Source organism: Pseudoalteromonas sp. NZS71_1 (assembly GCF_015864305.1).
In the GTDB taxonomy this organism is placed as follows: domain Bacteria; phylum Pseudomonadota; class Gammaproteobacteria; order Enterobacterales; family Alteromonadaceae; genus Pseudoalteromonas; species Pseudoalteromonas arctica.
The window spans coordinates 16,927-31,265 of record NZ_JADYXM010000002.1 but is presented as its reverse complement, the minus strand read 5'-3'; the positions used below and the strand labels follow the sequence as shown (position 1 = coordinate 31,265).

Genomic DNA, 14,339 nt, shown 5'->3' with positions numbered 1-14,339 from the left:
AAGAAACAGCCTATTTTGCGAGGGAGTAGGCCCTCTGATTTAATAATTTTATGTTGATATAAACCTAGTTGAACTTTAATTAGCTGGGATCTAATTAAGTTATTATTAGAACATGGGTTCTTATTTAACCAACACAGTTAGTCTACCTGTTTTTCATTGTTGTGGTGAATTGGCTTGTAAAGGAATGTAAATAGAATTGCTTTTTATTTAAAAACTAATAACAAAGCCTTAACTGATTAAGGCCTTGTTATATTATAGACGTCATAAAAAGTAATTATTCGTTAAATAGTTCTTGTTTAACGTGCTCTGCAAAACCACTACCGGCTTCTAGGTAAAAGTTATAAGTAGAATGAACACCCATTTCTTCTAGTTCTTTTTGTTGATCAGGGTAGTTTGCAATAGCTGTTACTTGACCTTTATAACCGGAGGCTTGTAGTTGCTCTAAGGCAAAGATATTTTGCATGTGTTTTGGCATCGCAAGCATAACCATTTCTACTTGCGAGTGATTTACTCGTTGCCAAAAGTCAGGGTCGGTTGCATCAGCAATTAAGACGTTGCGGCCTCTGTTAACGTGCTTATCTACCACCTCAGGTTTTATATCTATACCTGCAACAACATTTGGGTGAGTCGCGTTGATAGTCTCATAAGCACCAGTACCAATCCGTCCCATGCCAAAAATGACTATTCTAGTATCGTTAAGGTTAACAGGTAGCTCTTCAGCTAAACGAGTTTTGCTTTCGAACTTTAATAACCAGTGCTCTATTTTTACGTACAACTCGTTTGAACGCTTATTTAATGGGGAGGCAATTATAAAGGTAATAGAAACAGCAATTGCCATTACAGCTAGCCACTCAGAGGTGATCATGCCTGTAGTTGCAGCCACTGCACATACAATTAAACCAAACTCACTGTAGTTAGATAAGCTAAAAGCAGTAAGTAATGATGTACGCGCGCGTAGTTTAAATATGTTAGTGAACACATAATAAAGCGCTATTTTAACGGGTAATACTAAAATAAGTATAATAGCAACAATCAAGGAGTTAGTGGTTAGCTCTGCGCTCAAACCAATACTTAAGAAAAAGCCAACTAGCAATATGTCCTTTAAATTAAGTAGGGATTTTGATAGCTCGCCTGCCTTTTTGTGAGGGGCAAACATCATTCCTATTATTAATGCACCTAAATCGCCTTTTAGGCCTGCAAATTCAAATGCATGATAACCAGCAACTAGAGCAAAGAAAAAACCAAACAATGGTAATAGTTCACCATGTTTAGATCGGTTCAATACGCCATACATTACAGGTCGTAATAAAGGCAAAGCAATTATTAGTGCAATTGCCCATAAATTTGGGACTTTACCGGTGCTAATAGCTAAAAAGATAACAGCAAAGATATCTTGCATTACCAATATACCAATGGCTATTTTACCGTGTAAGCTTGCCATTTCTCCGCGCTCTTCAAGTACTTTTACTGCAAATACAGTGCTCGAAAAACTCAGTGCAAATCCAACCAATAAAGCACTTTGCCAACTTAAATCAACAAATAGTGGAATAGCGAATACGCCAAGTAACAGCATAAAACCACTAAATAACGCACTGCTAAAAATGATATGCAATGTTGCAGGCGCCCAAACTTGAGGTTTAATTAAACTGTTAACTTTAAGTTTCAAGCCAATACTAAAAAGAAGAAGGGTTACGCCAAGTGCTGCAATTGTATCGAGCAACTCTGTACTTTTATATCCCGATAAATTTAAAGCAAAGCCTGCTAATAAAAATCCAATAAGAGGAGGTAGTTTTAATTGATAAACGGCAAAACCACAAACAAACGCGGCAGCAAAATAGATTAGTTCCATAATTCTTAATATCACTTCATTTGGTGTTGCAGTGTAACGAAAAATTTATGCCATTGAAAATATAATAGACCTAAAAATGAACGCGTCTAATCAATTACTTGCCTTGCTGCGTATGAAAAATGCGCATTAAACACTTATTTAATCGTAAATAGTATGTAAATAACATTTTTTCACTGACATTAGCTTTTAAATATGGTTAAGATGCGATAACGAAGAAGTTTAAGCCAGAGCAAATAATAGAGCAGCTCAGCTTAAGGAGAGAGATATGTTTAAAAAGATTTTAGCGTCGGTAGGTATTGGTGCTGCAAAAGTAGACACTATTTTAGAAACTGAACACCTACAACCAGGTCAACTTTTTAACGCACAAATAGTTATCACAGCAGGGGATGTTAGCCAAGATATCGCAGGCTTAGATTTATTATTAATGACTCGTGTTAAAGTTGCGGGTGATGATGGTGATTATTTTACTAATCATGTAATTGAGCAATGGCGAATTACAGATATTGGTACAATTGAGCCAGGCGAAGTTAAAAACATCCCTTTTGAAGCACGTCTTCATTCTGAAACACCTATTACAGAAATTAATGCAGGTTATAATCAATCACATGTATGGCTAGAAACAGGCCTAGATATAGACTTAGCACTTGACCCAACAGATAAAGATCATTTACACATTTACCCTAATGAAGCGGTTAAAACGTGTATGCAAGCGATGGAAAAGTTAGGTTTTAGTTTAATGAAAGCTGACGTAGAAAAAGGCCACTTACGGGCTTCAACTTTTCAGTCATTATCTGGGTGTTACCAAGAACTTGAGTATAAACCTAATAGCCGCAGCTTATTTGGCATTCAGGAGATTGAATTATCGTTTGTACCAGAGGCACATAAAACACATGTGCTTATAGAGCTAGACAGAGCCTTTAAAGGCGATGGTTATGTAGATTTGACCATAGAGCACGATCATGTGAATTTATCGCAGTTGTGTGATCAGCTAGAGCGCTTATTTACTTAGTATAAGCTAACTAAGCTAGCGAGTGATTTTAATAAACCCAGCCTAAGCTGGGTTTTTTGCTTATAGGATTTAATATGCAGTTTAAATGTGAGCAGTTTGACGCTTTTGATACACAGACTCTTTTTACTATTATGCGTGGGCGGGTTGATGTGTTTGTTGTAGAGCAAAAATGTCCTTACCCTGAACTTGATGATGTAGATATTGATTTAAATACACAGCATTTATATACATTAGACAATGGGCGGCTACACACTTATGCGCGATGCTATGAAAAAAATGAGCAATACAGCGCAATAGGACGCGTGCTGGTAAGTAAAAGCGCGCGTGGCAAAGGCGACGCCACTTTACTTGTAAGTAAAGCTATAGACTGCTGTAAAGAGCGGTGGCCTGAGCGAGATATTTATATAGGTGCACAAACTTACTTGCTTGATTTTTACCGCTCTTTTGGCTTTGAGGATTATAAAAGTGAATATTTAGAAGACGGTATACCTCATCAAGATATGATTTTAAAACTCGCTAAATAAATCCAATTTAAGCAGCTATAAAAAAGCCCACTAATGTGGGCTATTTTAATTTAAGACTATTTTAAGGTTAAGGTATTATTTAGCTCAAGAGTGAGTGTAAAAACACCATACCAATAGCAAGTGGACACACAAACTTGGTATACCAAGGCCATATTTTCCAAAACAATGTGTTATGGACCTCAGGATTACCTTCTTTAATTGCTTTAAGTAATGAGCCTCTGTACCAAATCCAGCCTACAAATATACAACACATCAGGCCAAGCAAAGGTTGAGCTACTTTTGTAGTTAAAGTAATCACTAAGCCAAATAAGCTGCTAAGGTTACACACAATTATAATGCTAACGATAGCAATTAAAGCTCCAATCAACCAGGTTGCCTGAACGCGTTTCATCCCAAAGCGTTCTACAGTGTATGATACTGGCGCCTCTAACATTGAAATAGATGACGTTAAAGCGGCAATACTCATTAACGCAAAAAATGAAAAGCCCACAAATAAGCCAACTTCGCCCATTCCATCAAATAAAGCAGGGAGTACTTGAAACACTAACGTATCTTCAGAGAGTAATTTACCTGTTGAGGCCGAGAATATTTCAACGCCTTGAGCTTGCGCTACATACATAGCCGGAATAATCAGTAAACCCGCTACAAAGGCTATAAATACATCAATAAGGGTTACATAGGCACCTAAAGAAACAAGATTTTCTTTTTTGCTAATGTACGAGCCGTAAATAATCATTACGCTCGTACCTAGCGATAAAGAGAAAAAAGCTTGTCCTAGTGCGCTAACTAATAGTTTTGCGTCAAAAATAGACGAAAAATCAGGAACTAAGTAAGCCTTTAAACCCTCCATTGCGCCATCTTGGGTCATTACATAAGCAATAAGTGCAAATAAAATCCCCAAAAGAGCGGGCATTAAACGTTTTGACCATTTTTCAATACCGTTCTCAACGCCTCTACTGATAATAGCGACAGTTAGTACGATAAAGACGAGAGTGAATATAATGTTTCGGGTAAGTGATTGCTCACTTAGCCATGTCGATGCTGTGTCGGCACCGACAAGAGTAGCTATGGGTTCAGCTGTAGCGCTGAGCATCCAACCAGCAACAATGGCGTAAAAACTTAATATAAAGCCAGCACATAAAATACCGCCAAAACCAACAATAAAAGCAAAGTGTTTTTGCCATGGCTTATTAGATATTTTTTGAAGTGATGAAACCGCGTTTGCTTGGCCATGACGACCAATCATAAGTTCAGCCATTAAAGCGGGGTAGGCTAAAAAGAACGCAAGCACTAAATATGCGACTAAAAATGCAGCACCGCCATTACTTGCTGTTTGTGTAGGGAATCCCCAAATATTGCCCAAACCAACGGCAGAACCCGCGGCGGCCATAATAAAACCAAAGCGAGAGCTGAACTCGCCTCTAACTGCGCTCATATTATTGTACTTCTCTATTGTGTGACGGCGGTGACAATCTACTGGAAATGTTAAAAAATAAAAAGTGCTTATTTGCTGATCTAGCACAATTTAATAAGTAAAGTGTGTGTTATAACCATCGATTTTAATTGTTGTTATCGAGTCGTTTAAAATAACGAGTTGATTTTGTTTAATAATTGTTAATTACAGTCTGTAACTATTGCTTTACGAATTATGATGCTGTGCAATAGTGAGAGTAAAACACGCACCACCTAGCTGGGTACTTTTACTTACTTTAACACTGCCATGATGCCAGCCGGCTACTTTTTCAACAATAGCTAGACCAAGGCCGTAACTTTTATCAGCTCTGTTACGGTGATCTTCTTCCCTAAAAAATGGGCTAAATACATTACTAAAATTTTCTCGAGCGATACCCGGACCGTCATCTTCTACCGTTATTATAAGCTGTTGCTCGTGTAACCTTGCACTGAGGTAAATATGTTGGTTTGCAAAATCACATGCGTTAGTTAATAAGTTAGTAATTGCACGAGCCAGCCAGTGAAGATCTGCATTTATTATTTTATCTGTACTATTGAGTTGTACGTTAAGCATTTGCATTTCAAGTTTTGGTGCAAGCTGCACTAAAATATCTTCAAGGTAGGACTTAATGTTTGTTGATGAATAGGTCAGCTTATTAGCATTTTGCTCTAAAGTAGCAAAAGCTAAATAGCTACTAAGCATCGATTCCATATGGTCTAAATCATTTTCCATACGGGTTAAATACTGTTTTACTTTTTGCTCATCATGGCTATCTAATGCCGCATCTAAACCAAATCGCAGGCACGCGATAGGGGTGCGTATATCATGAGATAAACTTGAAGCCATTAGTTTATTTTCAGCGACAAGTTTCTCTATTTGGCTGGCCATGCGGTTAAAGGTAAGCTCTACGTCTTTTATGTAAGTAAAATGCGATACTTTTATTCGGGCTTGAACATTACCAGAGGCAAACTTTTTAGCGGCTTCATTTAACACGGTTAATCGTTTAGCCAAGGGCGCAATAATAAACCCCATAAATACACATAGGCCTGCGTAAAAGAGTAAGGTTAATATAATGTCGTTATGTTGCTCGCTATCAAAAATTTTATCTAAACGCATTGATAAGTGAAAAGGATTTAAAACAGCGCTGCTATAAAGCATATAAAAGCCTTGCTGATCTTCTAAAATCAGCCCACCCGGCGTGTGCATTTGTAATAATAAAGAAGGCGGTAAAGCAAGTGATTCATTAGGTTTGTAATCAATTAAAACATCAAACTCTAGCGCCAGTTGTTTTACATAATCGCTGCGCTCAGATGTGGGTATGTTAGCTAACTGCTTGCTAAAACCCATGATCATTTTACTTTGCTGACTAAATTCATCCTGTGGGGTATGCGCTTGTTGACTAAAAGCATCAATAAGCCAGCCCAATACCACAATAGATAAAAGTGCACTGCCTAGAAGCGATATATAAAACTTTTTCATTTATTTATTCATCACTTTATCACCACGCAGTAGAAACAAGTAAATATCCACGGCCCCAAATAGTTTTAATTTTTTCAGGGTTTTGTGGATCATCATTAAACTTTTTACGAAGTGCAGAAATAAGTACATCAACACTTCTATCAAGCCCATCGTATTCTCTGCCTTTGGTTGCTTTAAATACAGCGTCACGCGAGACCACTTGGCCTGCATTGCTCGCAAGGTAATGAAGCAGTAAATACTCAGCACTTGATATGTTTACGTCTTGCTCGTTGAGTTTTACATTTCTAGATTCGGTATCAATACTAAGCGCACCAACATTAATAACACTCTCGTTAACGTGTGGAGTATTTGGCTCATTATTTTGGCGAAGGGCTGCTTTTATACGCGCTAGCAATGCACGAGGGCGTACAGGTTTCATTATGTAGTCGCTTGCACCTACTTCTAGACCAATGACCTCATCCATTTCTTCATCGCGTGCGGTGAGCATTATAATGGGCGAATTATAAAAACTACGAAGTTCTCTACACACGCTTATACCATCTTGCCCTGGAAGCATAATATCAAGGAGCACGATATTTGGATTTAACGTTTTGACTTGGCTAATTACTTCGTCACCTCTGTGACAAACATGCGTTGTGTAGCCTTGCTCTGTTAAATATTCAGCAACCCATTGAGCAAGTGATACATCGTCTTCAACGAGTAAAATAGTGCCATAGTTATCCATGAAAATATCCTTAATGCGATTGGTATTAAAATAGTCGCCAGCGGCGCTTTTTTTGCCTGTTTTGATATACCCATTGAAGCTTTACTTCGGCAATACTAATTATTTTAGAGGTATTGCTGTCAAATAGTTCAAATGAAATACTTTGCTGTGAATCAAATGCATAATTAAAGGTACCGCTCTGTTGCTTGAGCCAACATTGCATTATGTACTTTGAGGTGGCGTCACGTAGGCAGTAATTACCAATGATAGGTTGCTCCCACGTTAGCGTAACGTCAGCATAGCAATTTCGCCCTTCGCGCAATGCAACGCAGGTATCGGGAACTGCTATGAGTGCTTCAGGAGGTTCCTGAGCTTTAACAGTAAAAGTACTGGGGAAGATCAGTAATACACAGATCCATCTAAAATACATAACGTAGGCCTACCTTGGCTTTGTGTTGATATCCTTGGGAAATAATTGGACTGTCGTCAATCTCTTTTGAAAACCATGTGGTAAGCCAGCCGGATAAAAACACCCAATCTTGGCTTATTGGGTACTCAGCATGGAACTCAAAAATAATACTAGTACTGGCATTGCTGCTATAAATCGGGCGAAGGCTGGTGGCTTCATCGCTATCAATGCCAAAGTAATAATTGGTAAAGTCAGCAGAGTAGGCGCTTAAACCAACACCAGATCTAAACTCCCAGTTTCGCCACGGCAAAATGTGACTAAAAAAGCTATTTATAACCCAGCCATTGTGCGCGCCAGATACATCATGAAGGTATTCAAAAGAGAATTGAGAATTTTCAAATCGACGAGAAAGTCGAAGGCCGACGTCAAAGTCGTAATTACGTTTTTTTATACCTTGGAGTTCTTTTATAACACCATGGCTATAAAATCCGAGGCCTTTTTCGTCAAATCCAGCTTGAGTATTTGTGCCTAATATATCTAGGCCCCAATCAAATTTATCTATAAGACTGTAGCCTATTACAAGGCCGCCACTGAGTTGATTGTGATCGAAATCAAGGTAAAATTTATCGTAGGAAACAGCAAGACTTAAGTCGAGCTCAACGCCTTTATCGTAAGACTCAATGCCGACAAGGTAAGAATCTTCAATATAAAAGCCCGCACCAGCACTCCAATCCCACGCAAAGCCTTGGGTTGGCTCTAACGTATTATCTGCATAATAGCGGTTACTTGCCATACTCGACGTGCTAAAAATGCAGCAAAAAAGCAGTGTTATGCTCAGTAAAGTATGGTTAAGCAAAGCGTTTCTCATCCCTTAGGGCCTAATTATTATTTGTTATTAAGCGTAGTATATTGTTAATTCGTTCCTTTAATCTGTAAAAAAATGTAGTAAGTGTTAGGTCTGTTGATCTTTCAAGGTTAAATTTGCAGCAGTCTGTTTGGTATTTAGGTAAGGCAGAGCCTATGCAGTGTGGTATTCCCCATAAATGGGCGATAACGTAGCATTAATGCCAAACAGGCGCTGCCCAAAGGGTTCTTCCTAGGGGCTATTTACTCTTTGTTGCTCGGTTTTGACTTAGCCCACTAGGTTACAAATCTCGCGCCGCGATTAAATAGCCCCTAGTTTGAACAAATTTTAATCCGTAAAGATCAACAGACCCTAATTTACTGAACTTTAATTTTATCGATTAATATACTACTCAAGTAAAACTGCATCATAGGTGTTAATGCACTTACTTCTGTTCTGTTACATGGACCGCTAAGTTTGGTAAGGCTAGATAGTTTTGACAACGTTTTGTACTGAGGGATTTGAATATCCTTGCCAAGTCTTTCAATACGGGCCTCGTCAGTGTTTTGCTGATGAATAAAAGCGACAACCTCAAGCTCATTTGTGATTTTTTGCTCTTCAGTGAAATTGTAAATTAGTGGTTCACGATGAAAACTTGCGCTGTCGATTGAAGATTTAGCAAACCAAACAACATCACCCGATGACTTGTGCGTGAGACGCATACTAACTTGTGCAAATATTGCAGCGCACTGCTGTGTTGGGTATTGCTGGGCAACATTTGAATATAAAGTAAATGGCTTCTCTGGTTGCTTTATTGCGTACTTAGTATCGTCTGTGAAAGTTAAATCGAGTTGCTGAATAGTCAGTGTGTAGTCACTGTTATTTTTAGTTGTTACTTTTAGTTGTTTATCGTTCAGTGCTTGGCTAATTTGCGATAGAAGTTTATCGGTTACGCTTGCCTTATCGGTAATGATTTTTACTGTTTGGTTTCTAACTACTTTATGTGCAGGAAGTTGAACCGATTTAACTTTTGGAGATGAGTGCTCTGTAGTGTACTCAAGTTGATAGGTCTGACTTTTTAATGTTGGCTTTAATGGCATAGCCAGTGGTTCGGCCGGTTGCTTTGTAATAGCACAACCAGTTGATAATAAAATAAAAAGTGACACAACTAAAAAACGCATAAGTACTAAACACTCGCTTAAAACCAAATAATCGTCGTATTGTACGTTAGTACAAACAAAACTTCATGATATTATCTGCGCAGATGTAGTTAAAAAGATAAATTTTATAAAAAATGAAGTATCTCAACTCTTTATCGTATTGCCTATCTGCTTTGTGTTTGCTGTTTAGTTCTGTGGGTTTTGCAGCAAAAGCGGATCCTGATTGGGATGCATTTGTAAAAAAGTACGGCCGTTACGCACAAAAAAAATTAAAAAGTAAAGGTATACCCGGTGCAGCGCTTTCGATTGTAAATATAAACAATTCAGACTACATCCACACCATGGGCGTAACTAAATCACGAAATGGACAAAAAGTTAATAAGCATACTCGGTTTAGACTCGCGTCTGTTTCGAAGACATTTGCAGGCTCGTTATCAGCTAAATTGGCTGCTAACGGCCTACTGGAATTAGATAAGCCTGTTAGCGAATACATAACTGATTTTAAAGGGACTGTTTATCAAGATGATTTAAAGGTGTTTCATCTTTTAAGCCATTCAAGTGGATTAGTTCCTAATGCATACGACAATTTAATTGAATCTCGTATGGATTACCCAGGTATTGTTGAAAAGCTGCTTAGCGTCAAACCAATTTGCAAACCCGGTGAATGTTATGGCTATCAAAACGTTATGTTTAGTCTTATAGGCGATGTGATATTACAAAGCACCGATAAAAGTTACGGACAGTGGTTACGAGAAGCTATTTTTGAGCAATTAAAAATGGGTGATGCGAGCTTAGGTTTTGAACAAATGGTGCATGACAATAATTATGCTCTACCTCATGTGCGGGGTAAAAAGCGCTGGTATAGCGCTAAGCTTAAAAAAAATTATTATAAAGTGGGACCTGCAGCTGGTGTGAACGCTAGCGCAAGTGATATGGCTATTTGGTTAAGAGCGCAGCTGGGCCAATATCCTGATGTTTTGTCATTGGATACTCTAGCAAAACAAACACGCCCTTATACACATACAAAAAAAGAAATGCATCGCAGGGTGTGGAAAAAACACCTTAATGAAGCTTATTATGGGTTAGGTTGGCGCGTTTATAACTATGCTGATGAAACACTTTACTATCATAGTGGCTGGGTGCAAGGTTATAGAAGTGATGTGGTTGTATTTCCTCACTTAAATATTGGTTTTAGCTTAATAGTTAATGCTGAAACCGGCGTAATCAATGAGCTAACGACTGAATTTATCGACAGGCTATTAGAATACAAACGAGGTAAAAAAATATGAATAATAAAATAATATTAGCAATCACTTTTTTAGTCATGTCATTCAATTGTAGTTTAGTGTTTGCAGCACCTGATGAGATATATTTGTTTCGTCATAGCGAAAAGTTAACGGGTAAAAATCCAGCGCTCTCAGAGGTGGGAAAGGCACGTGCAAATAATTTAGTTACTTTTTTCAAAGAGTATCAAAATATACATATTTTCAGCAGCAACTATAAACGCACGTTACAAACAGCGGCCCCTTTGCAGGCATATTTTAATACCGACGTAAATGTGTATAACGCAGGTGAGCTAAGTGATTTAAAAAATGAGTTACTAAAACTAAAAGGTGTAGTTGTTGTTATTGGGCACAGTAATACAACACCGCAACTAGCCGAGCTACTTTCGAATGAAAAAGTGCCAGCAATGAGTGAAACACAATTTACTCAGTACTTTATATTGAATAAGAAGCCCAGTAGTAATGGTAGTGAATATGATGTAACCCATCATAAAATGAGTTTTTGATTTAAAACGTTAAATAATAAAAAACCAGCATTAAGCTGGTTTTTTTAATTTAAACGCACTAAATCCTTTAACAGGAATAATTAGTTACGCGGTAAATGTATTTTTTTCTCAACGCTTTGACGATAAAGCACAATAGTGTGACCTATCGTTTGTAGCTTAGTCGCACCAGTTTCACGTACGATTGCTTCAAAAATTAGTGCTTTTGTTTCACGATCGTCAGTTGGAACTTTAACTTTGATTAATTCGTGAATTTCTAATGCACTTTGAATTTCTACTACTACGCCTTCGGTTAAACCGTTAGAACCTAGTAAAACTACAGGCTTAAGGCTATGTGCCTGACCTTTTAAAAATTGCTTTTGTTTGTTTGATAATGTCATGTTTATACAAATTTTGCTGAATATGGCTTGAATTAAGGGTATTCTAACGCCATCTAGAGAATATTACTAATTAGTTGCGTGTTAATTTATGACAAATAAAAAACAGTCAGCCAGTTCACAGCGATGGCTGAAAGAACATTTTGATGATAAATATGTTCAAGAAGCGCAAAAAAAAGGCTGGCGTTCCCGAGCGGTTTTTAAATTAGATGAAGTACAAAATAGAGATAAAATACTTCGTCCAGGTATGACAGTTGTTGATTTAGGGGCAGCTCCAGGAAGTTGGTCTCAATATTTGGCTGAAAAAGTAGGTGACAAAGGCCAAGTGATCGCGTGTGATATATTACCGATGGATTCACTTGCGGGTGTTGACTTCTTACAAGGTGACTTTCGTGAGGAGGCTGTATTAAATGCGTTGTTAAAACGTATTGATGGTAAAAATGTTGATGTGGTACTCTCTGACATGGCACCAAATATGAGTGGCAATAACTCAGTAGATCAAGCGGGTAGTATGTATTTGGTAGAACTTGCGCTGGATATGTGTAGTCAAGTACTAAAGAAAAATGGCGCATTTATTGTTAAAGTTTTCCAAGGAGAAGGCTTTGATCAATACTTGCAAGATGTACGTAATAGTTTTAAAGCAGTGAAAATACGCAAACCTGATGCCTCACGTGCCCGTTCTCGGGAAGTATATATAGTAGCGACTGGATACAAACTGTAGTACAGTTGCTTGGCGTTTAGTTGAATTTAAATTAATTGGATACAAGAGGTTAACCCCTTGAGCGATATGGCGAAAAATTTAATACTATGGCTGGTGATTGCAGTTGTGCTGATGTCAGTCTTTCAGAGCTTTAATGGCGGCGAGCAAGTTGATCGTCAAACAAGTTACACTCAATTTGTAAAAGATGTCCGCAGTGGCTCTTTACAAGAAGTTGTTATCGACCGCGGTACAGGAAATATTACTGGTACTAAGAGCAGTGGTGAGCGTTTTCAAACAACGATGCCAATGTACGATGAAGACTTAATAAATGATTTACTTAAAAATGATGTAAATGTGAAGGGTGTACAACCTGAAGAACAATCATTCTTAGCAAGTATATTTATTTCTTGGTTCCCGATGATACTGCTTATAGGTGTATGGATATTCTTCATGCGTCAAATGCAAGGCGGCGGCGGTAAAGGCGCTATGTCATTTGGTAAGAGTAAAGCTCGCTTAATGAGTGAAGATCAAATTAAAACAACGTTTGCTGATGTTGCAGGTTGTGATGAAGCGAAAGAAGATGTTACTGAGCTGGTAGACTTTTTACGAGATCCTTCTAAGTTTCAAAAACTTGGCGGTAGTATTCCTAAAGGTGTACTAATGGTTGGTCCTCCAGGTACCGGTAAAACGTTACTTGCGAAGGCTGTTGCTGGTGAAGCTAAAGTGCCATTTTTTACAATTTCTGGTTCAGATTTTGTTGAAATGTTTGTGGGTGTTGGTGCGTCACGTGTACGTGACATGTTTGAGCAAGCTAAAAAAGCGGCGCCTTGTATTATCTTTATAGATGAGATTGACGCTGTTGGTCGTAAACGTGGTGCTGGTATGGGCGGCGGTAACGATGAACGTGAGCAAACACTTAACCAAATGCTAGTAGAAATGGATGGTTTTGGTGGTAACGAAGGTATTATCGTTATCGCAGCAACTAACCGACCAGATGTATTAGACCCTGCATTACTTCGTCCAGGTCGTTTTGACCGTCAAGTTGAAGTCGGTTTACCTGATATTCGTGGTCGTGAGCAAATACTTAAAGTACACATGCGTAAAGTGCCATTAGGCGATAACGTAGAAGCTGCTCTTATAGCACGTGGTACTCCAGGTTTCTCTGGCGCGGATTTAGCAAACTTAGTAAACGAAGCTGCACTTTATGCAGCGCGTGGTAATAAACGTGTTGTAAGTATGGCTGAATTTGACGCTGCTAAAGATAAAATCATGATGGGCGCAGAGCGCAAGACCATGGTGATGAGCGAGCAAGAAAAAGCAATGACAGCGTATCATGAAGCTGGCCATGCAATTGTTGGTCGTATGGTGCCAGAACATGATCCAGTTTATAAAGTATCTATTATTCCACGTGGCCGTGCGCTGGGTGTAACAATGTACTTGCCTGAGCAAGATCGTGTTAGCCATTCAAAAGAGCTTTTAGAATCAATGATTTCTAGCCTTTATGGTGGCCGTATTGCTGAAGCGCTTATTTACGGCGCAGATAAAGTAACAACGGGTGCAAGTAATGACATTGAACGAGCTACAGATATAGCGCGTAAAATGGTTACACATTGGGGTTTAAGTGAAAAACTAGGTCCGTTACTTTACGCTGAAGATCAGAACGAAATGTATATGGGTGGTGGCGGTAGTCGTTCATCTAGCATGTCGGACGACACGGCAAAAGTAATTGATGCAGAGGTTCGATTACTTTCAGATCGTAACTATCAAAGAGCAGAAGAAATATTAAAAGAAAATATTGATATTCTTCACTCAATGAAAGATGCGTTAATGAAATACGAAACTATTGATGCAAAGCAAATTGATGATTTAATGGCACGCCAACCAGTACGTGAACCGCGTGATGCACATGACCGTCATGAAGCTAAACCGGTAAAAGCGGAAGAACCTCAAGAACCAGTTGCTGATGAAAGTCAAAAGACTGATGATTCATCAAAAAAAGATGAAACAAACCTTGATGATAAAGCTGAATAATCGTTAAAATAGTAA

General features: G+C 38.4%; 14 protein-coding genes. 6 read left to right on the top strand and 8 right to left on the bottom strand.

Features of this window, described 5'->3' with window-relative positions; genetic code table 11:
* Positions 1-274: 274 nt before the first annotated feature.
* Positions 275-1,849 (bottom strand): cation:proton antiporter family protein, encoded by a 1,575-nt coding sequence (locus tag I6F43_RS03065; protein WP_007586608.1) that lies wholly within the window; start codon positions 1,847-1,849, stop codon positions 275-277.
* A 265-nt stretch (positions 1,850-2,114) separates the two neighbouring features.
* Between I6F43_RS03065 and I6F43_RS03060 the strand changes: the two genes are divergently transcribed.
* Positions 2,115-2,858 carry a sporulation protein gene (locus I6F43_RS03060; RefSeq protein WP_007586609.1) on the top strand — a complete coding sequence of 248 codons (744 nt, stop codon included), beginning with the start codon at positions 2,115-2,117 and terminating at the stop codon, positions 2,856-2,858.
* 74 nt (positions 2,859-2,932) lie between these two features.
* Positions 2,933-3,382 carry a GNAT family N-acetyltransferase gene (locus I6F43_RS03055; RefSeq protein WP_197100936.1) on the top strand — a complete coding sequence of 150 codons (450 nt, stop codon included), beginning with the start codon at positions 2,933-2,935 and terminating at the stop codon, positions 3,380-3,382.
* 79 nt (positions 3,383-3,461) lie between these two features.
* Here I6F43_RS03055 and I6F43_RS03050 read toward each other — a convergent pair whose 3' ends face one another.
* The 6 genes from I6F43_RS03050 to I6F43_RS03025 form a co-directional block, all read right to left on the bottom strand.
* Positions 3,462-4,817 (bottom strand): sodium-dependent transporter, encoded by a 1,356-nt coding sequence (locus I6F43_RS03050; RefSeq protein ID WP_197100934.1) that lies wholly within the window; start codon positions 4,815-4,817, stop codon positions 3,462-3,464.
* A 204-nt stretch (positions 4,818-5,021) separates the two neighbouring features.
* Positions 5,022-6,314, bottom strand: a complete 1,293-nt coding sequence (locus I6F43_RS03045) for a sensor histidine kinase (RefSeq protein WP_197100932.1) — start codon at positions 6,312-6,314, stop codon at positions 5,022-5,024.
* A 19-nt stretch (positions 6,315-6,333) separates the two neighbouring features.
* Positions 6,334-7,038 carry a response regulator transcription factor gene (locus tag I6F43_RS03040; RefSeq protein WP_010553868.1) on the bottom strand — a complete coding sequence of 235 codons (705 nt, stop codon included), beginning with the start codon at positions 7,036-7,038 and terminating at the stop codon, positions 6,334-6,336.
* 25 nt (positions 7,039-7,063) lie between these two features.
* Positions 7,064-7,447, bottom strand: a complete 384-nt coding sequence (locus I6F43_RS03035; RefSeq protein WP_007586617.1) for a DUF3019 domain-containing protein — start codon at positions 7,445-7,447, stop codon at positions 7,064-7,066.
* Positions 7,437-8,219, bottom strand: a complete 783-nt coding sequence (locus I6F43_RS03030; RefSeq protein WP_231614016.1) for a MipA/OmpV family protein — start codon at positions 8,217-8,219, stop codon at positions 7,437-7,439. Before I6F43_RS03030 ends, I6F43_RS03035 begins: the two co-directional genes overlap by 11 nt.
* 428 nt (positions 8,220-8,647) lie before the next feature.
* A complete protein-coding gene (locus I6F43_RS03025) occupies positions 8,648-9,451 on the bottom strand; it encodes a hypothetical protein (RefSeq protein ID WP_007586622.1) in 804 nt (267 codons plus the stop codon).
* A 113-nt stretch (positions 9,452-9,564) separates the two neighbouring features.
* Between I6F43_RS03025 and I6F43_RS03020 the strand changes: the two genes are divergently transcribed.
* Positions 9,565-10,719, top strand: coding sequence for a serine hydrolase domain-containing protein (locus I6F43_RS03020; RefSeq protein WP_197100925.1), 1,155 nt, complete (start codon positions 9,565-9,567; stop codon positions 10,717-10,719).
* Complete coding sequence (locus I6F43_RS03015) at positions 10,716-11,219, top strand: SixA phosphatase family protein (protein ID WP_165739750.1); 504 nt, start codon at positions 10,716-10,718, stop codon at positions 11,217-11,219. The genes I6F43_RS03020 and I6F43_RS03015 overlap by 4 nt, the downstream gene beginning before the upstream one ends.
* 80 nt (positions 11,220-11,299) lie before the next feature.
* On the opposite strand, the gene yhbY is transcribed toward I6F43_RS03015, so the two are convergent.
* Positions 11,300-11,596, bottom strand: coding sequence for a ribosome assembly RNA-binding protein YhbY (gene yhbY, locus I6F43_RS03010; RefSeq protein ID WP_002963153.1), 297 nt, complete (start codon positions 11,594-11,596; stop codon positions 11,300-11,302).
* Positions 11,597-11,684: 88 nt separating this feature from the next.
* On the opposite strand from yhbY, the gene rlmE reads away from it, so the two are divergent.
* Positions 11,685-12,314 (top strand): 23S rRNA (uridine(2552)-2'-O)-methyltransferase RlmE, encoded by a 630-nt coding sequence (gene rlmE / locus I6F43_RS03005; RefSeq protein WP_007586629.1) that lies wholly within the window; start codon positions 11,685-11,687, stop codon positions 12,312-12,314.
* Positions 12,315-12,380: 66 nt separating this feature from the next.
* A complete protein-coding gene (gene ftsH / locus I6F43_RS03000; protein ID WP_033012393.1) occupies positions 12,381-14,324 on the top strand; it encodes an ATP-dependent zinc metalloprotease FtsH in 1,944 nt (647 codons plus the stop codon).
* Positions 14,325-14,339 lie beyond the last annotated feature (15 nt).